Below are 21315 nucleotides of genomic sequence, written 5' to 3' on the forward strand. Positions count from 1 at the left end.
AAGCGGGGCCTTCGTGGGGGCCGTCACTCGGCAGCGACGGAGGTGGCGGCGCTCTGGCTCAGGTAGCGCAGGATGGCGGCCGCGGCCTCTCGCCCATCGCGGATCGCCCAGACGACAAGCGAGGCTCCGCGCACGATGTCGCCCGCCGCGAACACGCCGTCGAGCGAGGTGCGGCCGGTGCCGAACTCGGCCCGGACGGTGCCCCAGCGGGTGACTTCGAGGCCCGGCGTGTTCCAGAGGGCGGGAAGCGCCTCGGGCTCGAAGCCCAGCGCCTTCACCACGAGGTCCGCGCCTTCGAGGACGACCTCGCCCATGGGCTCAGGGCTCCGGCGGCCGGAGGCGTCGGGGGCGCCGAGGCGCATCCGCTGGACCTGCACGCCCTCCACCGCGTCGCCGACGAAGCCTTCGGGCGCGGAGAGCCAGACGAACTCGACGCCCTCTTCTTCGGCGTTGGCGACCTCGCGCTGGGAGCCGGGCATGTTGGCGCGGTCGCGGCGGTAGAGGCATTTGACGCTCGCCGCGCCCTGGCGGATGGCGGTGCGAACGCAGTCCATCGCCGTGTCGCCACCGCCGATGACGACGACGCGCTTGCCTTCGGCGTTCAGCTCGCCCGAGTCGAACTCGCGCACCTCGTCGCCGAACTGCTTGCGGTTGGAGGCGGTGAGGTAGTCGATGGCGCGGACGATGCCGCGCGCGGACGCGCCCTCGCCCTCGATCTCGCGGGATTTATAGACGCCGGTGGCGATGAGGATGGCGTCGTGGCGGCCCCGGATGGCGTCGAAGGACAGGTCCTCGCCGACGTTGCAGTTCAGCACGAAGTCCACGCCGCCGTCGCGGAGGTGGTCGATGCGGCGCATCACGACGTCCTTCTCCAGCTTGAAGCCGGGGATGCCGTAGGTCAGGAGCCCGCCGGCGCGGTCGTGGCGGTCATAGACGGTGACCTGAAGGCCCAGGCGGCGCAGCGTGTCGGCGCAGGCCAGGCCCGCCGGGCCCGCGCCGATGATGCCGACGCTCTCGGGGCGTTCGACGGTCGGGCGGATCGGCTGCACCCAGCCCTCCTCCCAGGCGTTGTCGGTGATGTAGCGTTCGACCGAGCCGATGGTGACGGTGCCGTGGCCCGACTGCTCGATGACGCAGTTGCCCTCGCAGAGGCGGTCCTGCGGGCAGATGCGGCCCGTGAACTCGGGGAAGTTGTTGGCGGCCTGCGCGATCTCGTAGGCCTCGCGCAGCCGCCCCTCGGCGGTCAGGCGGAGCCAGTCGGGGATGTTGTGGTGCACGGGGCAATGCGACTGGCAGTAGGGCACGCCGCATTGCGAGCAGCGCGACGCCTGCTCGGCCGCCTTGGGCTGGGCGAAGTCGCCGTAGATTTCCAGGAAGTCGTGGCGACGGTCGTCGGCCTCGCGCTTCTGCGGCATGTCGCGGCCGACCGTCACGAACTTGAGCATCTTTTCGACGGCCACGACGTTGCCTCCTCACCTTGGGTGCGGCGGGGATAAAACAGGCCGGACCTCAAGGCAAGTCAGCAAGGCTGACCTATTGTCGATATTTCCGGTCGCGCCGGAGGGATCGGGGCGGGAACTTGCCTCCGATTGGGTCAGCTTGGTTTACCTATCGGATCAGAACCCCAAAGAAAGCAGGGCCAGCGCCGCGCTGCCGACGACGATGCGCCACCAGCCGAAGATGGCGTAGCCTCGGCGGCTGACGAAGCCCAGGAGCCAACGGACGACAAGAAGGCCGCTCAGGAAGGCCATGGCGAAGCCGATGGCGATGAGGCCCATGTCGTCGAAGTTCAGGATGTCGCGGCTCTGGAACAGGTCGTAGGCGACCGCGCCGCCCATGGTGGGGAGCGACAGGAAGAACGAGAACTCGGCCGCCGCGCGCTTGTCCACGCCGAGGAGGAGCGCGCCGACGATGGTGGAGCCCGAGCGCGACACGCCCGGCACCAGCGCGAGGCACTGGAACAGGCCGATGCCGAGGGCGGTGGGCAGCGGCAGGCGGTCGGCCTCGTGGTGGCGGGGGCGCAGCGGCATCCGGTCCACGAAGAGGAGGACGATGCCCCCCAGGATCAGCATGACGGCGATCAGGACGGGCGTCTCGAACAGGACGGTCTTGATGGTGTCGTGCAGCACCACCCCCGCCGCCGCCGCCGGCAGGAAGGCCAGGAGCACCGCCAGGATGAAGCGCCGCGCCACGGGGTCGCGGGGGGCCGAGCCGAAGACCCAGGCCAGCTTGCCGAAGTAGGCGACCGCGATGGCCAGGACCGCGCCGAGCTGGATCACCACCTCGAAGGTCTTGCCCGCGCTCTCGAAGCCCAGGAAGTGCCCGGCGAGGAGGAGGTGCCCGGTGGAGGAGACGGGAATGAACTCCGTCGCCCCTTCGAGCAGCCCGAGGAAGGCGGCCGTGATGGCCTCCGGCAGGGTCATGGGTCGGGTGTCCGTGGCTGGGGCGCGTCAGGAGCGGAGGTTGCGCGCGGATTCCTTGAGGGCGGCGTACTGGCCCGAGGGCCGGAAGCGCCAGAGGTAGTCGGGCAGCACGGCGTCGAGCGCGGTGGGGGTGATGCCGAGGGATTCGAACCCGCGCGCGCCGGGCGACACGACGTTGTCCGTCCGCAGCGAGGCGACCTGATCGCGCGTGACCGGCGCGGGGACGAGCCCACCCGACAGCGTCCGCCCGGCATCGAAGGCGCCGCCCATGAGGTTGCCCAGCCAGAACGGCAGGCCCAGCACCAGCTTCCGCCGCCGGGTGACGTGGAGCATCTTCTCCATCAGCTCGCGGAAGGTGAGCACCTCGGGACCGCCCAGCTCGTAGGTGCCGGGGGCGGCCCGGCCGCTCGCGCCCATCGCGGCGGCGGCGGCCACGTCGTCCACCCAGACGGGCTGGAAATGGGTGCTCGCCCCGAGGATCGGCAGGACCGGGCCGGGCATCCCAGCGAAGCGGTTGAAGAACGCATCCTCCGGCCCGAAGAGGATGGAGGGCCGCAGGATCACCGCGTGCGGCATGGCGGCCAGCACGGCGGCCTCGCCTTCCGCCTTGGAGCGGGCGTAGTCGCTGCCCCCCTCGGGGTTCGCGCCCAGCGCCGAGACGTGGACGAGGCGGCGCACCCCCTCCTCCAGGCAGGTCCGGGCGATGCGGCCCGCCGCCTCGACATGGATGGCCTGGAAGGAGTTGCGGCCCTTGCGGTCGAAGGTGCCGACGCAGGTGACGGCGGCGTCGGCCCCGCGCAGGGCGGCCCGCACCGAATCGTCGTCGCGGATGTTGCAGGCCCAGGGCATGACCTGCCCCGTGTGGCCATACATGCGGACGAAGCCCGCCTGCTCCACCCGGCGGACGGCGACGCGGACGCGCCAGCCGTCCTTGGCCAGGCGCCGGGCGATGTAGCGCCCCAGGAATCCCGAGCCCCCGAAGATCGTCACCAGCTTCGCCATGGGCCGCTTCCCCTGTTCCGTGTCACGGCAGCACTTACCCTCGCAGGAACCTGTGGGCAAGCGCCCCCACCCCCCGTTGACACCCCCCGAGTCACCCCGTAAGAGCCTCGCCACACCCCGTGCCCAGGTGGTGGAATTGGTAGACGCGCTGGTTTCAGGTACCAGTGTCCGAAAGGACGTGGAGGTTCGAGTCCTCTCCTGGGCACCACCATCACCCCCCTTTGTGGGGTGGGTGTGGATATCTCCTGAGGTCTTCGCCAGCCAAGCCCTTTCGGCAGGCTGGATTTGCCCCGTAAGGTGCCTACAGCGTGTCCCGAGGACATGTTGGCGTGGAACTCCTGTCGGTTGCGCGGGATGATGCGAGTCGCCAGCTTCACGGGCGCGCCTCGACAGCGTCGCGGATCGAGATCACCCGGCTTTCGCCGAGCTCGCCTGCCTTGGAGAGGGTCGGGCTGGCGACCGAGGCGATGTGCGCGTTCACCCGCTTGAGGTCGCGCAAGATGTCGAGGGGGAGCGAGCTCGATGCCAGGGTCTCGGGCCGCCCGGCTTGGAGGCGCTCAAGCTGGCGGCGCTGGAACTGCTCTTCGAAGCGCCGCACACCTCGATCCTGGCTTCGGCGAGGCGGCGCGCCAGGCCCACGTCGCGGCTTGGGAACACCGACGGCGCGAGCTCCAGGCTGGCTGCGGTCTTTCGATGGAATTCGCGATCTCGCGCTCGCCAACTTCGGGAAAGCGGACCTGCCGGGCGGACTCCTTCTCGGCGCCGCTCGGCCTCGCCGAGAGAGCGGGCGTTGAGGCGGGCGAGATGGAGCTTCACGCCGCCCAGCAGCGCATCCACCTGGTCGTCGAGATCGGAGATCGCGAGCCGCGCCTCCGGGCTGTCGGCCTGGAGTCCGGCGAGGTTGCTCTCCAGCATCGCCGCGACGGTGGGCGAGACGGCGTTCGGGGCGTTCGACGAGGTGGACGTGGAGGTCCGCGAGGGCCTGTCCACCGATCTTCCCGTGACCCTCTACCCCCGGCAGGTGATCGAGGAGCAGGTGGGCGTGGAGCTCGCCCGCCCCTTGCCGCGCGACGACGCGGGCGAGGTGGTCGAGGGCGAGGCCCTGGCCTCGCCCGTCACCCGCACCACCGCCGCCGACGCCCGGCGCGTGGCCCTGATCCTGGCCTGGCCCGGCGGCCTGATCCGCTTCGACGAGGACGGCGAGCCCCAGCCCGAGACGGTGGAGATCCGCATCGAGCAGCGCCCGGCGGGCGGCGGGGCTCCTTGGGCGGAGGTGCGCGTGCTCCGGGTGACCGCCGAGACGCGCGAGGCCTTCTACCGGAGCCATGCCTGGACGCTGCCCGAGCGCGGCCGCTGGGAGCTGCGCCTGACCATGCTGACGCCCGAGACCGAGAGCACGCAGGTGAGCCGCCGCACGAGCTGGGCGGCGCTGCAGTCGATCCGGCCCGAGTATCCGCTGGCCCCGGACGACGCGCCCCGGACGACGCGCCCCGGCCGCCCAGGGATCAACTGGCCAAGGTTTCAAGTGGCCAAGGTTCCTGTCCAGAAGGCAGTCCCGCGCCACAGCCAGTCATGAGGTCTCAGTGCAGCCTCAGGAGATGATTCCAAGAGGAGGATCAGGGCCGAACATACGCAAGCCCCTCTCTATCTTGAAATGTCTTGGTAGCGGAGGACCGATCCGCGCCATTGCCTGCAATGCCGATGGTCCGGGTCGCCGTCTAACGACCCTCAGTCGGGCGCCCGGCCCCGCGATCGATAGCGATTTTCTCGACCTCCCTGCTTGACGCAGCCGTGCCGCTGCGGCCCTGACCGAGCCGCTCACGGCCGGGTGGGCCCGGTGACGTAGTTTCTCGTGACCAAAATAAACACTTCTGTTGACCTAAACAGTTGTGTTGAGTAGCCTACATACATGAACAGCAGCGAACTGGAGAGGCTCCTCAAGAAACACGGTTGCACCTTCCACGCCCACAAGGGCGGCAGCGGCCACCAGACGGTCCGGAGGGGAGAGCGGACCTCTCAACTCCCCAAGCACGGCTCCCGCAAGGAACTGAGCACCGGCCTCGTCAAGAAGATACTCAAGGACCTCGGCATCGAATGATGCCGGGGCTCCCCCAACCCCTGGAGGCGTCCATGCGCTACCCCATCGACCTCACGCCCGACGAAGACACCCTGCTCGTCACCTGCCCTGATCTGCCCGAGGTCACGTCCTTCGGGCTGGATGAGGCTGATGCGCTGCGCATGGCTCACGGGGCTATCGAGGAGGCCTTGGCGGGTCGCCTCGTCCAGTTCGGTCCCATCCCCGCCCCTGGACCGATCGGCGGTCATTCGGTCCGCGTGTCGCTGCAAACGTCCCTCAAGGTGCAGCTCATGTGGGCCATGGCCGCAGAAGAGGTGAACCGCGCCGAGCTGGCCCGCCGGCTGGGTTGGCATCGCCCGCAGGTGGACCGGCTCTTCGACCCGAACCACGCCACCCGCCTGGATCAGTATGAGGCGGCGTTCGACGCGCTCGGCCGCCAGATTGAGGTGCAAGCGGCATGAGGCGAGGCGTTTCGTCCTGGCGCGCCGTGGCGCGCGAACTCACGCGCACTACAGGGTCTGAGCGGGCGATCCTGATCTTCGCCGCGCTGGTCTGGATCTGCTGCCTCGCGCAGATCCCGGCCCGAGTACACGATGTAAGACTGCTCTTGGGCTGGTGATGCCGACCCAGCCCCCAGGGCCCGCCGCTCGGCCTAGGGCTACACTGTCGCGTCATCGCTCCGTCAGACGTTAACATACTCGCTAGAGTTGCTCATCACTTGACAGACGAAGCTTGTTGACTTAATGGCCCCGCCCCTCTACTTATCCCCCTGCAAGTCGCCTTCGGTTCCCGAACTGTCACCGTATGGTGTGCGTGTCAGTCGAACGGCTGAATAGGGACCGAGGCGCACCGCTCCTCTAGCGGAACTTCCAGACATTCTCGATTTTGCGGTGTCGCTTGAGTTGCGACATCCAGCGATTGCTGTCAGCGCGGTCGGTCCTGTAAGACCTCGCAATCGCGCCCACGCACATATCAGCGAGTTGCAGAAGAGGATCCTTCAAAGAGTCCTTGAGATCGATCTCGCGAACCGAGTCCACGTCCAGGTGCTTGCGGAGGTAACTCCGGAAGGAACGCTTGAACTGCCGATCACCGGAGCCATCGATGACCACCTTGGCGCCGATCAGAGCTCCGCCGTCGCGTTCCATCATTTTCCGGATGAAGAACTTGTAAAACGTCTCGGTCGCTGTCTGAAGCGCGGTCGAGTAGATGAGGTCCTTCTGAACCACAATGGAGCGCGTGCGAAAGGCGAGCGGCGCGACCGCCTCGAAGAACGCATCGCGGCGAACGTTGTCCAGCTTGTTGAACTTGAACTCAGGCTGCACACGCAACCTGCTCCGGAGCGCCGAAACAGTGGCCTGAGCCTCGGCCGCATCTGCGCTCTGATCGAAGATGACCATGGACATGACGAAGATGGGGGAGCTCCCCTTCTCGATCTTGAACCCGGGATCACCCGACTCGTCGATGAAAACCAGCATCCGTCGGGGTTAGACCAACGATCTCGCCTACGCCACTTCATTAAACATTTGACATGGTGCGCATTCCTGCCTGTGCGACGAGACGTAGCTAGCCTGCCGCCACCACCGACTGCTGCACCACGAAGGTCTCCCGCCACGCCACCTGCGTCTCCCCGCTCCGGGTGACGCGCAGCTCGGCCGTAGCCGAGGGCGGGGCGTCTCCCCGCCCGTGGCGGCCTGGAGCGCGGCGAGGAGGTCGGGGGTGGTCTGGATGGTCATGGGGGCCTCGGGGGCGATGGCGGGGCTGACGATGCCGAGCCTGTTAACGAAGTCTTAAGGTCAGGGCGGCTAGCAGGGGCGCTAGAGCGTCATGCAAGGGACGTGCGCATGGTGGACTGGGAGGATGAGCACACGGAGGCCCCATCCTGGGCCGAGTTGCGAGCCCAGTGGGTCACAGTGGTCATCCTCGTCCTCGCCATCCTCCTGATCGCGGCGCTGGGGCAGACCTACGCCCCACCCCAGCCCGACCCGATAGCCCCACCGATCACGGCACATCGAACGTCTGGATCTGGCCGATCTTGATCGTCAGCGTGTCGCTGTCCTGCGCCGCCGTCCCGAACAGGAGCCCCAGGACGAAACCGACGCTGCTGCCCCCGGCTGCGCCCAGGACATGGGCGCTGGACTCCAGCCAAAGGTCGTGAGGCATGGTGCCGTCATGCTTGAGCACGGATGCCCAACTTGGCCCCGGCGCGATCAGGGTCGTGGGGTTGCTGGAGTCGGTCTGGGAGGCGAGCATGTAGGCGCGGCCCTGCGACATATCCCCGAACTGGTTGGTGTTGCCGACGCTGCCCCACAGGGCATAGGGGATTGCCGTGCTTCCGACGATGACGCGCGCCCGCCCGCTCACTTTGCGCCCCTCGGCCAACGGGAACCCGCTGACGAGGTTGAAGGCGAGCATGTTGCCGTTGGCCGGCACCAGGCTCGCCGCCGAGATGGTGAACACCTGGAACGTCTCGCCGTCGATCACCTCCTGCGCGGCGATGGTTGTGGAGGAAGCTCCGGACAGTTGCGCGTTCCAGCCATCGGCAACGACGCCGGTAAGCCGGGTCTTGGTGCCGCCCGTCCCCGACATCGCGCCGATCAGGCTGTCGGGTGTGCGCGCCGGATAGGGACGCGGCTTGCAGAACTTGCGGAGCGCGGGCAGGACCGCCTCCCGCCCCGCCACCATGGCCCCCTTGGTGGTGTAGTGCGTCTGGTCCGAGCGCGTGACCCAACCATAAGGGTCCGCGATAGAGGAGGCGGGGTCCGTCAGGCAGTCGTAGTTCCGCACGACCCCGACGGTCGCCTCGTTCTGGGCCGCCCAGGCCTCCAGCCAAGCGTTGTAGTCGCGGATCACGGCGCGGTTGTTGGAGGTGGAGGTCCATGCCGACCGATTCCACATCTTGCTGACCAGCACCGCCTTGGCCCCGGCGGCGAGGAGCTTGCCCACGTCCTCGATGGTCCAGGCGATGAGGTCGGACGCCAGCGAGGTGGTGGAGCCGATGTCGTTGCGCCCGACCTCATACCACGCGAGCCAATTCGGCTCGGCCGCCATCTCGGCGGCAAGGGCGGTGATCTGCGCGGCGTAGTCGGCGCGGATGGCCCCCGCGACGGCCTGGTTGTCGCCGCTCACGTAGTCGCCGGTGGCCTCCGACCGGACCCGGATCTCCGCGATGCGCTCGCTCATCAGTGCCCAGGTTAGGGGGCCTACGGCGCTGTCGCCCTGCCGATACGGCGTGGTGCCGCTGCCGACCGCCCCATAGGTGGTGTGAGCCATGGTGCTCGGCCCGATCAGGCCGATGCGCGGGAAGTCCAGCCGGGTGTCGGCTGTGGCCGTGGGCGTCCGCGTCTTGGCGGACGACAGGGGCGCGTCGCCCACGGCGTTGCCGACCCCCACCTGCACGGACGCGGCCTCGCCCGCCAGCACGGGGATCGGGTAGGTCCACGGCAAGGCCGGGAGCGGGCTCGGAAACGCGGCCGTCTGCACGGCCCCGGCCCCGATCCGCCAGCGGAGCGAGAGCAGCCCCGAGCCGCCGTCGTCGGGCCACGCGAGGATCGTGATCCCCAGCGTGTTGCCGCCGGGCGAGGGCACGTCCACGAGGTCCCAATCCCCGGCCGCAAGCTGCGCGGGCGCGGCGGCCGAGGAGGGCACCACGCGGGCGGCGGAGGCTGCGCCCTCCAGGCGCAACTCGATCTCGTCGCCGGTCGCGAGGAACCCCGCCGCGCGCCCTGCCACGAAGGCGCTGTCGCCCGTCGAGAGCGTGAGGCGCCCCGCCAGGGTCTCCCCCGTGCGGTTGCCCCCAGTGTCGCGGGCGATCTTGTAGACGTTGGTGCGGGACATGGGCGGGATTCCTGTGACGGTGCCGTCGGCGGCAAGGCTGACGGAGGATGGGATAGGCGGCAGGGCCGCCAAGACGCCGCTTGGCAGCAGGAGCCAGACTGCCGTAGAGGCCCCTCCCCGCCAGAGCGGCAGGGTGGTCAGGCCGAGGCCGAGCGACAGCATGGATCAGTCCCACCCGTAGACGGTGGCGGTGGTCCCGGTCGCCAGCACCTTGACGGCACGGAAGGGTAGGACCTGGCCCGCCTGGACCGCGTAGGTCAGCTGGACGCCATCGATGTCCTCGATCACGACATCGCCCGCCATCTGGCACCAGAGCGCCCGGGGCCGGGGGCTGATGGGCAGGCTGTCGGAGGGCATGATCGGCCGGTGCCGGTCGCCGGGGCTGCCCAATCCGCGCTGGTGGGCCTTGAAATTGTCCGCCATGGGATGGCTCCTTGTTCAGGGGGTGAGGCGTCGGCCGCCGCGTGTGAGGCCGACAGGATCACGGGGATCTCAGATGAGGCGCATGGCCCAGCACCAGGCCGCGACCAGCGCCGCGTCGGCGAGGAGATGCGCCACGAGAATGACGCAGGCTCGGCGGAGCATCAGGTCGCGCCGCCGAGCCGCTTGGCGATCCGGCGCCAGAGCAGCGCGAGCGCCAGCACGAGGGCGGCGATGATCACCTGGGCGGCGTCGTCCACGCGGATGGTGACGACGCCCGAGACGGGGTCCAGCGCCGCGAGCCCCGCCCGGGCGAGCCAGCCGGCGAGGAGCAGCAGGAGGTAGCGGACGGCCAGCGCGAGCGGGCCGACGAGGAGGTCGGTCATGGTGATGATCCTGATGTTGGACGGTAGTTAGACGAGGGGGGCCACGACGCGGAAACCAAACCGCCGCGGTTTCGGAAACCGTGACACCCATTTCCGGCGAGGGCGGCTCACTCCGCCCCGACCAGGTCGCGGATGCGCGCGACCACGGTCTCGGCGGGCGGCGGCGGGGCCTGCTCCAGGAGGGCGATCACCCGATCGAGCACCTGCTCGGGCGTGTCGAGATCGGGCGTCCAGGGCGTGTCGGGCTTGGTCTGCCACCAGGCGTAGGCCTTGGCGAGCCTGGTGTGGTAGGCGTTGGCCCGGTAGCCCGCGCCGTTGTAGACGCGGGCGAACCCGGCCCAATCGCGGGCCCGCAGCTCGTCGTCGATCCCCTTGGCCGCGATGAAGCCGACCATCGCCTCCACGTGGTGCTCCTCGTCCTCCATCATCGCCGCGACCATGTCCTCGACGCTGGCGAAGCCGGCGCTGATGGCGTTGTCGCCGAGGATCTGCCCGCGCCCCCAGGACGCCGAGCGGAGCGCGGCCGAGCTGCTGATCCGCTGCGCCGCGAGGAGGCGCGGGTAGCTGTCCTTGGGATAGGGCCTGGTCCCCCACTTGGGATAGGCCAGCCCCTGCCGCACGGCCTCGTCCCGGGCCGCCCCGGGGCCGAGCAGCCGCCAGAAGATGTGCGGCTCGAAGAGCATCCTCGGCCGGCCCTGCGCGTCGAAGCCGCTCCCGGGGGCCTCCACGTCGAGCACGGCGTGGATGAGGTCCTCCTCCAGGTCGAGCCGGTGGCCGATCCGGGGGATGTCGATGTCGTCCAGCCGGCGGGCCGCGCCGGCGAAGGCGGTGATGGTCATGGCGATGTCCTTGCGGGAAAGGGTCGGTCTAGGAGCCGGCGCGCGGGCGCACGGCGTCGCGGACCTCGCGGACCATGTCCGTGAGGCCCCGGAGCTCGGTGACGATGGCGATGTTGCCCTGCTCGACGCCCCGGATGCGATGGTCGTGCCGGTCGCGGTGGGTCTGGAGCTCGGTCACCTTCTCGGCCGTCCGCTCCTGGGCGGAGGCCAGATGGCTCAGACGCCACACGACACCGACCAGGGCGATGCCGAGGGGGATGAGGTTGCCCACGTTGAGGCTCATGTCGACGGCAGCCATGTCACTGTCCTGTGGCGAGAGGAGACCGCCCCGGTTGCTCCGGGGTCGGCGGGGGAGGATGTCGGCGTCGTCAGTCCCGCCAGGCGGCGTCCTGGCCCTCGTCGGGCTCGACGCTGTCGGCGAGGTGGCCGGGGTCGAGCCATGTGGCTCAGCCCGGCGGGTAGGTGGCGGTGAGGGCGTCGAGGGCGGCCGCGTAGGCGGCGAGCGCCGCCGCGATCGCCGCCTCGTCCTGGGCCGCGGCGAGGGCGTCGTCGGCCCGGTAGCGCGCGGCGTCGAGGGCGGCCGCCAGCCCCGTCCAGACGCCCGCGCGGTACGCGATCACCTGGGCGGCCTGCCAGTAGCTCCCGGCCCGGCCGGCGCGCAGCTCGCTCGCCAGGAGCGGGTAGACCTCCGCGTCCTCCGGGGCGGGCGCGTCGGCGGAGGCGGCGAGGTAGGCCAGGGCCTGCAGGCGCTTGTGCTCGTAGACCAGCGTCTGGCCGGGCAGGTCGGTGAGGTAGAGCCGCTGGACGTGGGCGGCCGCCTCCAGCACCTGGGCGCGCGCCTCGCGCCGGCCCGCCTCCAGCGCCCGCGCCGCGACGGCGGCGGCCGTGGGCTCGGGCTCGGGTGGGGGCAGGTCGGCGCGGGGGACCCAGACGCCGTTCACGCAGCGGCTGGCCCAGACCTCCTCGCGGCTCATCGCCTCAGGGACCCAGACCACGTCGGCGTCGGGGAGGTCGGCGGCCGAGGCCGAGGCCGGCAGGGTGCCCAGGCGCACGGGGGCGCCGGTGGGATCGAGGATGGCCCAGCGGATCAGGCTCATACGGTGGTCCTCGCGATGTTGAAGCGGGGGTTGCGGACCACGACGGCGCCGCCGTTGCCGCCGCCGCGCCGCAGCAGGCGCATCTGCAGGGAGTTGGTGGTGGAGGCGGCGACGACGGCCGTGGCCATGCCACCCCGGTAGACCACGTCGTTCTCGATGCGCTGGACGAGGGCGTTGATCCACTCGGTCTGGTCCACCTGCCGGTACTGGCCCAACACCTCCGTCCAGGCGCCGCTGGTGGCGCCCGCCCGCTGGCGCCATGTCCAGCCCAAGAGGAAGATCTGCCCGCGCTCGACATTGGTGCCGCCCGCGAGCTGGAACAGGTCCCCGCATTGCGACCACGAGGTCGCCGACCCTTCGGTGAACTCGTCGTTGCGCTCGTCGCTCCATTCGTCCGACACCGCGCCCCAGCCGGAGAAGCTGCCCCGCACGATGAGCTTGTTGAAGGTCGCGGCTCCGCTCTTGGCGATGCGCCAGCCCGCCGAGGCGGAGTAGTTGTCCGACTGGAGCGCGCCCTTGAAGATGGCGAGCCCCTCCGCCGCGAAGGTGTCGGTGTCGACGTGGTTGGCGCGGACGGCGCCGTCCACGATCATCTCCGCCTCGTTGGCGCGCCGCATCGCGAAGCGCTCCATCAGGATGGTGCGCTGGTAGGGCTGGGCGCCCAGGATCACCACCTGCAGCGCCGCCCATCGGGCGCTCGCGGGCGCCTGGACCTTCGCGACCTGCGTCACGAAGTCGCCGTTCGGGAGCCCCACGTTCTCCCAGCCGCCCGTGCCGATCGCCGGGCCGTTCAGCTGGGCATACCACACCACCCGGGCGTAGGCGCCCGAGGCCATGGCCCCGCCGACCGTGCGCCAGCGCACCTCGAGCCAATACCACTTGCCGCCCTGCACCGACCGCCGGTCGGCGGCGTTGGACTCCGCTTGGCTATGGGTCGCGTTGTTGCCCGTCGCGCGCACGAAGCGCAGGCAGGACGTCCCGGCGTCCGGGTTGCCGTCCGGCATCACGTCCATCCAGTCGCGGTTGAACCGCGAGTCGTTGGTCCCCAGCCCGCTGAAGTCCGACCACTCGGGGAACAGCGTCTCGGTGTCCGCCAGCAGCAGGTGCTTGGCCCGGATGGCGCGGGCGGCGAGCTGGTCGGCCCCGATGGCGGCCGCTCCGATCTGGATCGCCGTCAGCTTGCCCACGACCTGATCGGCCGCCACCTGCGCCGTCCAGGCCCCGCCGGTGTAGCGGTGGATCTGGCCCCCGAACACGGCGAGCCGGCCCTCGAAGAGGCCCTCCGTGGGCAGCGCCGTGACGATGCGGGGCACCGAGATGCCGGCCGCGAAGGCGGTCTCGTCCAGCGCGCCCGCCAGCGCCAGCGCCATGTCGATGTCGGCCGAGGTCAGCTTGACCTGGTCGAGCGTGACCGTCGCCCACCCCGTCCAGGCGGTGGCGTCGCCGCGCGCGCGCACCTCGTAGGTCCCGCCCGCCACCAGCCCGTCCGAGGCGATGGCCTCGCCGGCCGCGACGTTGGCGGTGGTGCCGCCGGGCGCGGGCGCGCCCGTGGCCTGGACGCGGATCTCCCAGGTGACCGCCCGCACCCCGGTCAGCGCCGTGGACCAGCCGATCCGGATCGCCGCCCGCCGGGCCGTCCCCGCCGCGTCCGTCAGGATGAGCGGCTCGGCCACGAAGCCCGGCAGGGGCTCCAGCTCGGGCACCACCCGCGTGGCCGAGGGCGCGACGGCGGGCAGCAGCTCGCCCGCGTCCCAGTCGTAGTCGGCCGGGTCCACCTCGCGCAGGGCCAGCGTCACGGCCAGCGTCGCGGGCTCCATCGCCACTTCCGCGACCTCGAAGAGCTTGGCCTCGTAGCCGTTGCGCTGGCTCGTCCAGGCGATCACGTCGAGGGGCAGCAGATGCGAGTACTCGGGCGGCAGGGTGATCGTGTGCCGCCGCATCCGCCGCGCATCGCGCAGGTAGAGCCGCTGGAGGCGCTGGACCTGGCCGCCGTCGTAGACGGCCGGCAGCGCGAGGTCGGCCACCAGCCGCTCGCCGTCCTCGGCCTCGGCGTCCGCGTCCACGCGCAGGGGCGCCTCGGTCGAGGCCCAGCCCTGGGCGGGCGCGGGGTGGGTGGCGCGCACGGCGTTGTAGACGTCCGCCACGCCCCGGTGCGGCTCGTAGTCCTGGGGCCGGCTGACCACGATGTCGTCGTCGGTGAGATAGGCCACCGGCAGCCCCGGCGGGCCCGAGCGCACGACCCAGGTGCCGCCGCAGTCGGCGATGGCCCCGGCGCAGGCCTTGAGGAGCTCGTCGATGATCGCGAAGGGCTCGTCGCCCCCGGTCTCGGCGGTGGCGAGGCGCGCCTCGATCCCGGCGCGGTAGCGCGCGGCCCCGTCCACCAGCTCGTCGCAATGGTCGGCCGCGGCCACCCAGGGACCTTGCGGCAGGTCCGCCACCTCCACGCCCAGGCCCCAGCTCGTGCCGTCGGCGAGGGGCAGCCCCCGCAGGATGGCGGCCACCAGGGTGACGGGGTTGTTGCTGTAGGCCCAGGTGGCGGGGTCGGCGAGCCGCTGCGGGCCCGCGCCGCCCTCCGAGCCGTCGAGCCGGCGGTCCCAGACCCGCGCGCCCTCCAGGTCGTAGAGCACCTGCGGTTCGCCGCGATGAAGGTCGGGGTCGTAGCGGTGCATCCAGACCCCGTAGGCCACGCCGCGCCCCACCATGGAGGCCTGCCAGGGCCGCTCGGCGTGGCTCCCGAAGCGGTCGAGGAGCAGGGGATCGGCCGCCGCCTGCCGCCCGTCGTGGACGCGCAGGCGGAGCGATTCGGGGTTGGTGCTCCAGGAGGGCAGCGCGGCCGAGCGGTGCCCGGTGTGGATGTCGCCCGAGAAGTCCGAGGCCCAGAAGCGCTGGCCGTCGACCCACACCGCGCGCACCCGCTCGATCGGGTGGTCGCTGATGTCGATCACCGACCAGCGGAAGGCGCGCTTGATGTCGCCCGCCCGGCCCAGGGCGTAGGGGGGCGCGACCAGCACCCCCGCCGTGGCGGTGCGCCCCAGGATCAGGGTCTGGGGGAGCGTGCCCCCTTCCATGGTCACGTCGGTCGCGATGCCGCCCGCCGAGCCGGCGCGCGACTGGGGGGTGAGCGCGCGTGCGAGCGAGGAGGCCGCGAGCCCCACCCCCACCTGCACGAGCCCGCCCACGACAACGGCGCTGGCGCCCGTCAGGCCCAGCGAGGCGACGACAAAGGCTCCGGCGGCCTGCGGCATCAGAGCCCCCCCACGCGGAAGGCGCGGGTCGCGCCGTCGAGGGGGAGGAGCCCCCAGCCCGCCTCGGCCAGCACGTAGGCCATGCGCCCTTGCGCGATCCCCAGCGCGTCCTCGGCCATCACCACCACGTCGCCCGGGCGCGCGAGGCCGGGGGCCACCTCGGGCAGGCGCGCCGCGAAGACGGCCACGTGGTCCGCGAGCCCCGCCGCCCGCGCCACCCGCAGGCCGCCGGCCCGCGTCCGGTAGCGGCCCCGGAAGGGCGCGCTCAGGTCCTCGCCGGTCATGGCCTCCACGCAGGCGGCCGTGAACAGCGCGCAGTCCCACGTCCCCCAGGCGAAGGGCCGGCCGCGCGCGGCGGCGAGGACGGCCACCAGCCGCGCCTGCCAGTCGGGGCGGCGCAGGAGCGGCGCGGCGGCCTCGGGGGAGCTCGCGGGCCGGGTCATGGTGTCGGGCATCAGTCGGTCCCCCAGGTGTCGGCCGCCACCGAGCCCACGTCGGCGTACTGGCGGAAGCGGTCGGTGGAGAGGCGAGCGCGCTGGCTTTGGTCGCTCTTGCGCCCCGCCACCGTCATGGTCCCGCGCCGCGCGGCCGACACGAGTGTGAGCGTGAGCGCGGCCTGGCCCTCCTGCTCGGGCGTGGCGATGCGCACCCCGTCGACCAGGCCCTTGAACATCCGCCGCAGCCCCAGGAGCCCGCCCGTGTCGGCGTCGAAGACGGCCGCGTGCAGCTGCACGGGGGCCAGCCGGGTGTTGTACCCCCGGACCAGCGTCACGCCCTCGGGTGAGAGCGAGAGGCCGAGGTCGAGCGAGGCGACCTCCGTGCCCACCCGGTAGGCGATCGGCGGAACCTGCAGCCCGCCTTGCGCGCCGTGGTAGAGACGCGCCTGGCCCTCCACGACGATCGTCTCGTGATCGTCCCCGGTCCAGAGCCCGACCGACACGGCCGCTCCGCCCCCGAAGGGCTTGACGGTGGCCCAGAGGAGCCAGTGGACGGCGTAGGGCAGCCGGGCGGCGAAGTGGGTGAGAACGGCGGCAGGCCAGGTCATCGCAGGGTCTGGATCCAGTCAAAGGTGGCGCCCTCGCCCAGGACGGAGCGCAGTTGGCCAGCCCGCACCGACTTCGGCACCAGGACCGCCTTGAGCACGGGCGCGGCAAGCTGCACCGCGGTCCCCGTCGTCGTCCCGGCCTTGAGGGGTGGCACGACCTCGCCCCAGCCGGTCAGGCCGGCGCTGTCGGCGACCATCGCCTCGGCGAGCTGGTGGAGGGCGTAGCGGGTGGGGGATGAGCCATACGTGAAGCTGAGATAGGCCCCACGGGGTACGGAGACCCCGGCAGCGAGCCCCGACAGGCGCAGCTCGCGCCCGTTGCGGATGGTATTGAGCGTAGCGGCCCCGGCTCCCACGCGCTCGTGATGACGGGGCGAGACCAGGAAGGACGCCCCGGGACGCTGCAGCACCCGAAGTCGTGCCATGATGTCCTCCAGCACGGCGTGTCGCCGCGTGGCGAGCGTCACCGAACCGCGCCAGAGCCGGCTGCCGTGCTCGGCCGTGAGCACCTCGCCCGAGCCGAGGGTCAGCAGCTCCACGGCGTCGGGAAGCTCGAACGTCATGGAGTCGATCGCTACGTCGCGGAAGAAATCCGCAAGGCCCACAGGGAAGCTCATGGCCATCAGGTCTTCCTCGGATCACGGGTGATGGCCTTGACCTTGGCCGTGAGCTGTCCCTCGAGGGTGCGCACCCGGGCGTCCGCCGCCGCGACGCTGGTCCGGGCCACGTAGGCCTGCAGGCGGCCCTGATCGTCCACATCGACGGCCACGCGCACATCGACGGCCTGCCGGGACGCCTGGGCGGCACCATCGGCCGAGCCGCCCGCCCCCAGGCGGTAGCGCGGCGTCGCCCAGCCGGACGTTCCCTTGGTGTGGTCGATGATCGTCTCGTCGGGATGGATGATCGCGAGCCGGCCGCCCTTGCCGTCCAGCCCCCCCGAGCGCGAGCCCGAGCCGGTGTAGCCGCCTCCGTCGAAGCTGTCCAAAACCGCCTGGGGAATGGTGAGGCCGTAGGTAGAGCCAGTGACGCCCGCGCTCTCCCCGGTCCCGCTCCCCAGGAGCCCGCCCAGCAGGCCCCCCAGGAGCCCCGAGCCGCCGTCCGACCCGCCCGAGCCGAAGAGCCCGGTCGTGAGCCCGTCGAGCCCGGCGTCGAGGACCTTGCCTGCGATGTCGTCCAAGACACCCGCGAAGACCTCGCCGGCCGAGGCCCCCTCGCGCAGGTCGTCGATGATCCCGCCCAGCAGGTCGCGGCCCGCGTCGCGCACTGCGTCCATGCGGTCCTCGACCCGCTCGAGCGAGGCCTCCTCGGCGGCGTTGGAGCGGATCAGCGCCTCGACCTCCGCGCGCTGCTCGGCCGTGGCCCCGGCCATCTCGTCCCGCGCCCGGATCAGCTCCCGCTGCACAGGGTCGGTCTCGCGCAGGAGGGCCTCCTCCTCGCGCAAGCGGTCGAGGAACTTCTGGACGCTCTCCGTCTCGCGTTCGGCCGCGCGCGCGCCGTCGCTCCGGCCCGAGCCACCGCCCGAGCCGCCGCCCGAGCCGCCCTTGCTCCGGGCCGGGACGACGCGCGGTGTGCGTACGGGCGCGTCGAGGTTGCCGAAGCCCAGTTCGGGCGCGGCGGTCTCGACGCCGGCCAGGCCGGGGACAGACGGCTTCCCATCCTCATCGTAGAGGGTCGGGCCAACGCCTTGGGCGTAGCCCAGGCCGCCACCGCCCGGGGCCCCCTCGGGCGCGCCGAGCCCGAAGCCAATATGGCTCTGGCCCGTGGACCGGCTCGCCTCGGCGGCGGCGAGCTGGTCGGCGAAGCTCACCGCGGCCGAGAGGTTGGCGAGCAGAGCGGCCGAGCCATCGATCGCGCCCCCGAAGGTGATCTCGCCCGAGGCGATGGCGAGGCGCGTGGCCGCGTCCTGACCATCATCAACGGCAGCGGTCAGATCGTCCTGTGTGACCACCGCTGCCGCCGCACGCTGCACAACGTCGCCCACAGCATTGGCGGTCCCGGCAAGTGCGTCGGGAAGGCTGAGGCTCTCGGACTTGAACTGGCGGATCAGATCGAGCGCCGCCTGCGCGGCGTCCCGGACCTGCGCCGCATCCCCCGTCGATCGGGCGGTCTCGATGCCATCCAAGGCGGCCTGGAGGGCACTGGCCTGCTCCGCCGTGAGCCCGACCATGGCGGCCGCAGCCTCGGCCTCGGCCCGCACACGGGCCACCCCGGCCTCGGCTTGGGTGACGTTGACCGACTGGCCCTCCCGCGCTCGCAGGGTGGCGAGCTTCGCCTCCTCCTCGCGGAGACGGCCAAGCGCTGCCATGGCCGCGTCCATGCCCTGTGTGAAATCGTCAGCGTCGAGCGAGTCGAGCGCCGCCGACAGGTTGATCCGGGCGAGCCACTGAGCGTTAGCGCGGATCTCTTCGGCGTAGGAGCCGAACTCGTCTCTCAGGTCTGCCGTGGACCGCTGAGCGGTCAGGGCGAACTGGTCGAAGCGGTCGAGCGCCTCGGAGAACTGATCCAGTCCGCGACCTGCATCTTCGGCGCTTTCTCCAGATTCCAGCCACATCGCCGCGAGCGGCACGCCCACGGCGATAACCGCACCAGCTGCCGCGCCCCAGAGACCCATCCCGCCCAGGAGCTGGGGCAGCTGCTGGCCAAAGGCGGTGGCCGCCGGCGTTCCGGCAGCCACCTGCACGGCAAAGTCCTGCACCTGGAAGGACGCGTTCTGCATCTGCCCGCGCATGTCGCGGGCTCCGATCCCCATGGTGTCCATCGCCGCGTCCGCGCCGCGCGCCGCGACGGCCGCGGCCTCGAACCGGGTCTTGGCCTGTGCCAGGACCCGGTTGGCTTCCTCCTGGGTGGTGATCCCCAGGCGCACCGCGCGGTTGACCGCCTCGACCTCCTGCTCGTAGCGGACCTGCGCCGCGTAGGCCGGATCGATCGAGGCCTTGAGCCGCACGAAGGCGGCCGACTCGGCCGCCAGCGCCGCCTGCGCGCGCAGCTCGGCCGAGGTCACCTCTTCCATCTGGGCCCGGGCACGCGCCAGGACGGCGTTCGCCTCCTCCCGGGTGGCGATCCCGATCCTCACGGCGCGGGCGGTGTCCTCCTCCACCTTCTGGAACCGCAACGTCGCGGCGTAGGCCGGATCGACGCTGGCCCGCACCCGGTTGAACGCATCCTCCTCGCGCAGGAGCGTCCGCAGGAGGACCTCGCTGCCATCGGATCCCTGCGCGGCCCCAGCCGAGACCTTGGCGCCCGCTTCCGCTCCGGCCCGGCCGACGCCCTCGAGCTCGGCGCGGACCTGCGCCCCACCCTCGGCCGCCAGGCGGACCGTGACCTTGCGCTCAGCCATTCTGGGCCTCCAGGATTGCGGGGATCGCGCCCGCCTCGATCACGGGCAGGAACTCGGCCACAGCCGTGCGCGAGATGCCGAGCGCCTCCCCCATCTCGAGGGCCGCGCCGAAGTCGAAGCCCCCGGTCCCCCCGAAGGGCCCGCGCGCGTAGAGCTGCCGGCCCAGGCGCGTGGCGAGGCTCCAGACCTGCTGGCCTTCGGCGGTCAGGGGCGCGTTCACGCGGGCAGGGCAGCCGTCGCAGACGCCGTCGCAGCTGCCGCAGTAGTCTCCGCCCCCGCCGAAGTGCCAGCGGGCGAGGGCGTGGAGACGTTTCCCTCGGCGACCAGGGCGGCACCGGCGCGGACGTAGTCCCGCGCGAAGGCCACATAGAGGTCGGTGTGCTGCTCGAGGAGCGCGTCGATGGCCGGGCCGCTGACCGGCAGGTCCGCCCCGGTCTCGTCGGCCACGCCCTCCCAGGCCCGGATCGCGCGGCGCGCCACCGCCTTGGCGTGGGCGATGTTCCGGCCGATCAGCGTGGGCAGGTCGAGCTGGTCGGGCTCGATCACGGGCAGCTCGGCCCGGGCGGCCAGGTCGATGAAGCTGCCGAGCGGCTCCACTTCCACCCGGACCCCTCGGCCGAGGTCGATCCAGCGGGGTGCGGCGGACAGGTTGAGGCGGATCATCAGTAGCTCGCGATGGTGTTGGTGAGGACGGCGGTGCACATGCGGGCGGGGGTCGTGGCCTTCGCCGCCTGCCAGTCGAAGGTGACCTCGACGCCTTGCGGTCCCTGGATCGGGCGGCGCGGGCGGGGCAGGTAGACCGCATGCGCGGTCAGCGACCATTTGGCGTCAGCCGCGAGCTCATGCCCGAAGACCAGCTCGCAGGCCGAACCCGCCACGGCCTGGTCGAGGAGCGTCGTGTCGGCAAAGCGGGCGGTGATCTGGCCCGTCAGCTCGGCGTTGCCCGCCTCGATGCCGTCGATCTTGCCGTCCGCCCGGATGGTGCCGACCGGGTCGAGGTTGTTGCGATAGGTCACCTGCGCCGAGACGATGTTGCCGAGCGAGGCCCCGTTGCGCTTGATGGAACCGTGGAAGTGGCCGAAGCGCCGGAGCGCGAGCGCGGTGGTGGAGCCTGCGGCCGAGGCGGCGGCCATGGCCTCGCCCTGCCCGATCAGCTTGGCGGTCGCCGTGAGGAGCCCGCTCCGCGCCATGTTGAAGCTCAGCTCATCGAGCATGACGCCCGAGTACATGGCGAAGCTCGGCACGCTCGGCATCCCCACTTCCATGGCGAGGCTGGGCAGCACGGCCCCGCCGCTCTGGAAGGTGTGCACCTTGGGCGTGGTGCCGGTGGTGGTGGGGGCACCGAAGGCGGCCTTGAGCCAGACGCCCAGATTTTCCACGTCCATCGGCAGGACGAGGTCGCCGTCCACCGTGACGGCGTCCAGCACGGGGGCGAGCGGGTCGCGCCCCTGCCCCACCAGCTCGCTCGCGAGGAGCGGCTGCGCAGCCCCGAGCGTGGTGCTCGCGAACGGCATCAGCCGGTAGCCGCTGGCGGGCGCGGTCCCGTAGGTGGTCTCGAAGGCAACGGCCAACTGGGCCGTCGCGCCGGTCTGGCGGGCCATGCAGGTCTC

Annotated in this window: 23 protein-coding genes and 1 tRNA gene; 5 read left to right on the plus strand and 19 right to left on the minus strand. The window is 71.5% G+C overall.

What is annotated here, in order from left to right; translation table 11 throughout:
- Positions 1-23: 23 nt before the first annotated feature.
- The 3 genes from J2Z33_RS11345 to J2Z33_RS11355 all read right to left on the minus strand — a co-directional run bounded on the left by J2Z33_RS11345 (position 24) and on the right by J2Z33_RS11355 (position 3425).
- Positions 24-1460 (minus strand): NAD(P)-dependent oxidoreductase, encoded by a 1437-nt coding sequence (locus tag J2Z33_RS11345; protein WP_209840939.1) that lies wholly within the window; start codon positions 1458-1460, stop codon positions 24-26.
- A gap of 156 nt (positions 1461-1616) precedes the next feature.
- Positions 1617-2423 carry an undecaprenyl-diphosphate phosphatase gene (locus tag J2Z33_RS11350; protein WP_209840943.1) on the minus strand — a complete coding sequence of 269 codons (807 nt, stop codon included), beginning with the start codon at positions 2421-2423 and terminating at the stop codon, positions 1617-1619.
- 27 nt (positions 2424-2450) lie between these two features.
- Positions 2451-3425 (minus strand): complex I NDUFA9 subunit family protein, encoded by a 975-nt coding sequence (locus J2Z33_RS11355; RefSeq protein WP_209840946.1) that lies wholly within the window; start codon positions 3423-3425, stop codon positions 2451-2453.
- A 121-nt stretch (positions 3426-3546) separates the two neighbouring features.
- On the opposite strand from J2Z33_RS11355, the gene J2Z33_RS11360 reads away from it, so the two are divergent.
- A tRNA-Leu gene (locus tag J2Z33_RS11360) sits at positions 3547-3633 on the plus strand.
- A gap of 165 nt (positions 3634-3798) precedes the next feature.
- On the opposite strand, the gene J2Z33_RS11365 is transcribed toward J2Z33_RS11360, so the two are convergent.
- Positions 3799-4023: a hypothetical protein gene (locus tag J2Z33_RS11365; protein WP_209840949.1), complete on the minus strand. Its 225-nt coding sequence runs from the start codon at positions 4021-4023 to the stop codon at positions 3799-3801.
- Between the two features lie 303 nt (positions 4024-4326).
- Between J2Z33_RS11365 and gpJ the strand changes: the two genes are divergently transcribed.
- From gpJ to J2Z33_RS11385, 4 genes are all read left to right on the plus strand, one after another.
- Positions 4327-5001, plus strand: coding sequence for a TipJ family phage tail tip protein (gene gpJ, locus J2Z33_RS11370; RefSeq protein WP_209840952.1), 675 nt, complete (start codon positions 4327-4329; stop codon positions 4999-5001).
- 333 nt (positions 5002-5334) lie between these two features.
- Entirely contained in the window at positions 5335-5523 is a 189-nt protein-coding gene (locus J2Z33_RS11375; protein ID WP_209840955.1) for a type II toxin-antitoxin system HicA family toxin, read from the plus strand.
- Between the two features lie 32 nt (positions 5524-5555).
- Positions 5556-5963 (plus strand): type II toxin-antitoxin system HicB family antitoxin, encoded by a 408-nt coding sequence (locus tag J2Z33_RS11380; protein WP_209840957.1) that lies wholly within the window; start codon positions 5556-5558, stop codon positions 5961-5963.
- Positions 5960-6121 carry a hypothetical protein gene (locus tag J2Z33_RS11385; protein WP_209840959.1) on the plus strand — a complete coding sequence of 54 codons (162 nt, stop codon included), beginning with the start codon at positions 5960-5962 and terminating at the stop codon, positions 6119-6121. The genes J2Z33_RS11380 and J2Z33_RS11385 overlap by 4 nt, the downstream gene beginning before the upstream one ends.
- A 238-nt stretch (positions 6122-6359) precedes the next feature.
- Here the strand turns inward: J2Z33_RS11385 and J2Z33_RS11390 are convergent, their stop codons facing one another.
- The 15 genes from J2Z33_RS11390 to J2Z33_RS11460 all read right to left on the minus strand — a co-directional run bounded on the left by J2Z33_RS11390 (position 6360) and on the right by J2Z33_RS11460 (position 21306).
- Entirely contained in the window at positions 6360-6977 is a 618-nt protein-coding gene (locus J2Z33_RS11390) for a DUF3800 domain-containing protein (protein WP_209840962.1), read from the minus strand.
- A 523-nt stretch (positions 6978-7500) separates the two neighbouring features.
- Complete coding sequence (locus J2Z33_RS11395) at positions 7501-9336, minus strand: SGNH/GDSL hydrolase family protein (protein ID WP_209840965.1); 1836 nt, start codon at positions 9334-9336, stop codon at positions 7501-7503.
- A 165-nt stretch (positions 9337-9501) separates the two neighbouring features.
- Positions 9502-9759, minus strand: coding sequence for a spike base protein, RCAP_Rcc01079 family (locus J2Z33_RS11400; protein ID WP_209840967.1), 258 nt, complete (start codon positions 9757-9759; stop codon positions 9502-9504).
- A 161-nt stretch (positions 9760-9920) separates the two neighbouring features.
- Positions 9921-10142 carry a hypothetical protein gene (locus J2Z33_RS11405; RefSeq protein WP_209840970.1) on the minus strand — a complete coding sequence of 74 codons (222 nt, stop codon included), beginning with the start codon at positions 10140-10142 and terminating at the stop codon, positions 9921-9923.
- Between the two features lie 107 nt (positions 10143-10249).
- Complete coding sequence (locus J2Z33_RS11410; protein WP_209840972.1) at positions 10250-10981, minus strand: N-acetylmuramidase family protein; 732 nt, start codon at positions 10979-10981, stop codon at positions 10250-10252.
- A gap of 28 nt (positions 10982-11009) precedes the next feature.
- Positions 11010-11279, minus strand: coding sequence for a hypothetical protein (locus J2Z33_RS11415; RefSeq protein WP_209840974.1), 270 nt, complete (start codon positions 11277-11279; stop codon positions 11010-11012).
- A gap of 148 nt (positions 11280-11427) precedes the next feature.
- A complete protein-coding gene (locus J2Z33_RS11420; protein ID WP_209840976.1) occupies positions 11428-12078 on the minus strand; it encodes a hypothetical protein in 651 nt (216 codons plus the stop codon).
- The gene (locus J2Z33_RS11425) at positions 12075-15323 is read right to left on the minus strand and encodes a phage tail protein (protein ID WP_209840978.1); all 3249 of its coding nucleotides are present in this window, start codon (positions 15321-15323) and stop codon (positions 12075-12077) included. Before J2Z33_RS11425 ends, J2Z33_RS11420 begins: the two co-directional genes overlap by 4 nt.
- Positions 15323-15778 carry a DUF6950 family protein gene (locus tag J2Z33_RS11430; protein ID WP_245218791.1) on the minus strand — a complete coding sequence of 152 codons (456 nt, stop codon included), beginning with the start codon at positions 15776-15778 and terminating at the stop codon, positions 15323-15325. The genes J2Z33_RS11425 and J2Z33_RS11430 overlap by 1 nt, the downstream gene beginning before the upstream one ends.
- Positions 15778-16368: a hypothetical protein gene (locus tag J2Z33_RS11435; protein WP_209840980.1), complete on the minus strand. Its 591-nt coding sequence runs from the start codon at positions 16366-16368 to the stop codon at positions 15778-15780. Before J2Z33_RS11435 ends, J2Z33_RS11430 begins: the two co-directional genes overlap by 1 nt.
- The gene (locus J2Z33_RS11440; RefSeq protein WP_209840983.1) at positions 16365-16931 is read right to left on the minus strand and encodes a hypothetical protein; all 567 of its coding nucleotides are present in this window, start codon (positions 16929-16931) and stop codon (positions 16365-16367) included. Before J2Z33_RS11440 ends, J2Z33_RS11435 begins: the two co-directional genes overlap by 4 nt.
- Before the next feature lie 59 nt (positions 16932-16990).
- Positions 16991-19705, minus strand: coding sequence for a hypothetical protein (locus tag J2Z33_RS11445; protein ID WP_209840986.1), 2715 nt, complete (start codon positions 19703-19705; stop codon positions 16991-16993).
- A complete protein-coding gene (locus J2Z33_RS11450; RefSeq protein WP_209841210.1) occupies positions 19698-19925 on the minus strand; it encodes a DUF7697 family protein in 228 nt (75 codons plus the stop codon). Before J2Z33_RS11450 ends, J2Z33_RS11445 begins: the two co-directional genes overlap by 8 nt.
- The gene (locus tag J2Z33_RS11455; protein ID WP_209840989.1) at positions 19922-20368 is read right to left on the minus strand and encodes a hypothetical protein; all 447 of its coding nucleotides are present in this window, start codon (positions 20366-20368) and stop codon (positions 19922-19924) included. The genes J2Z33_RS11450 and J2Z33_RS11455 overlap by 4 nt, the downstream gene beginning before the upstream one ends.
- Positions 20368-21306, minus strand: coding sequence for a phage tail tube protein (locus J2Z33_RS11460; RefSeq protein WP_209840992.1), 939 nt, complete (start codon positions 21304-21306; stop codon positions 20368-20370). The genes J2Z33_RS11455 and J2Z33_RS11460 overlap by 1 nt, the downstream gene beginning before the upstream one ends.
- Positions 21307-21315 lie beyond the last annotated feature (9 nt).

It is taken from the genome of Rubellimicrobium aerolatum (assembly GCF_017872975.1).
Lineage (GTDB): Bacteria > Pseudomonadota > Alphaproteobacteria > Rhodobacterales > Rhodobacteraceae > Rubellimicrobium > Rubellimicrobium aerolatum.

What these genes read in the sequence shown, in the direction of transcription:
- J2Z33_RS11420 (WP_209840976.1), bottom strand. Translation starts at nt 12,078, where the DNA reads ATGAGCCTGATCCGCTGGGCCATCCTCGATCCCACCGGCGCCCCCGTG.
- J2Z33_RS11355 (WP_209840946.1), bottom strand. Translation starts at nt 3,425, where the DNA reads ATGGCGAAGCTGGTGACGATCTTCGGGGGCTCGGGATTCCTGGGGCGC.
- J2Z33_RS11405 (WP_209840970.1), bottom strand. Translation starts at nt 10,142, where the DNA reads ATGACCGACCTCCTCGTCGGCCCGCTCGCGCTGGCCGTCCGCTACCTC.
- J2Z33_RS11380 (WP_209840957.1), top strand. Translation starts at nt 5,556, where the DNA reads ATGCGCTACCCCATCGACCTCACGCCCGACGAAGACACCCTGCTCGTC.
- J2Z33_RS11455 (WP_209840989.1), bottom strand. Translation starts at nt 20,368, where the DNA reads ATGATCCGCCTCAACCTGTCCGCCGCACCCCGCTGGATCGACCTCGGC.
- J2Z33_RS11415 (WP_209840974.1), bottom strand. Translation starts at nt 11,279, where the DNA reads ATGGCTGCCGTCGACATGAGCCTCAACGTGGGCAACCTCATCCCCCTC.
- J2Z33_RS11390 (WP_209840962.1), bottom strand. Translation starts at nt 6,977, where the DNA reads ATGCTGGTTTTCATCGACGAGTCGGGTGATCCCGGGTTCAAGATCGAG.
- J2Z33_RS11395 (WP_209840965.1), bottom strand. Translation starts at nt 9,336, where the DNA reads ATGTCCCGCACCAACGTCTACAAGATCGCCCGCGACACTGGGGGCAAC.
- J2Z33_RS11460 (WP_209840992.1), bottom strand. Translation starts at nt 21,306, where the DNA reads ATGGCCCGCCAGACCGGCGCGACGGCCCAGTTGGCCGTTGCCTTCGAG.
- J2Z33_RS11440 (WP_209840983.1), bottom strand. Translation starts at nt 16,931, where the DNA reads ATGACGTTCGAGCTTCCCGACGCCGTGGAGCTGCTGACCCTCGGCTCG.
- J2Z33_RS11400 (WP_209840967.1), bottom strand. Translation starts at nt 9,759, where the DNA reads ATGGCGGACAATTTCAAGGCCCACCAGCGCGGATTGGGCAGCCCCGGC.
- J2Z33_RS11425 (WP_209840978.1), bottom strand. Translation starts at nt 15,323, where the DNA reads ATGCCGCAGGCCGCCGGAGCCTTTGTCGTCGCCTCGCTGGGCCTGACG.
- J2Z33_RS11410 (WP_209840972.1), bottom strand. Translation starts at nt 10,981, where the DNA reads ATGACCATCACCGCCTTCGCCGGCGCGGCCCGCCGGCTGGACGACATC.
- J2Z33_RS11445 (WP_209840986.1), bottom strand. Translation starts at nt 19,705, where the DNA reads ATGGCTGAGCGCAAGGTCACGGTCCGCCTGGCGGCCGAGGGTGGGGCG.
- J2Z33_RS11350 (WP_209840943.1), bottom strand. Translation starts at nt 2,423, where the DNA reads ATGACCCTGCCGGAGGCCATCACGGCCGCCTTCCTCGGGCTGCTCGAA.
- J2Z33_RS11430 (WP_245218791.1), bottom strand. Translation starts at nt 15,778, where the DNA reads ATGCCCGACACCATGACCCGGCCCGCGAGCTCCCCCGAGGCCGCCGCG.
- J2Z33_RS11435 (WP_209840980.1), bottom strand. Translation starts at nt 16,368, where the DNA reads ATGACCTGGCCTGCCGCCGTTCTCACCCACTTCGCCGCCCGGCTGCCC.
- J2Z33_RS11385 (WP_209840959.1), top strand. Translation starts at nt 5,960, where the DNA reads ATGAGGCGAGGCGTTTCGTCCTGGCGCGCCGTGGCGCGCGAACTCACG.
- J2Z33_RS11375 (WP_209840955.1), top strand. Translation starts at nt 5,335, where the DNA reads ATGAACAGCAGCGAACTGGAGAGGCTCCTCAAGAAACACGGTTGCACC.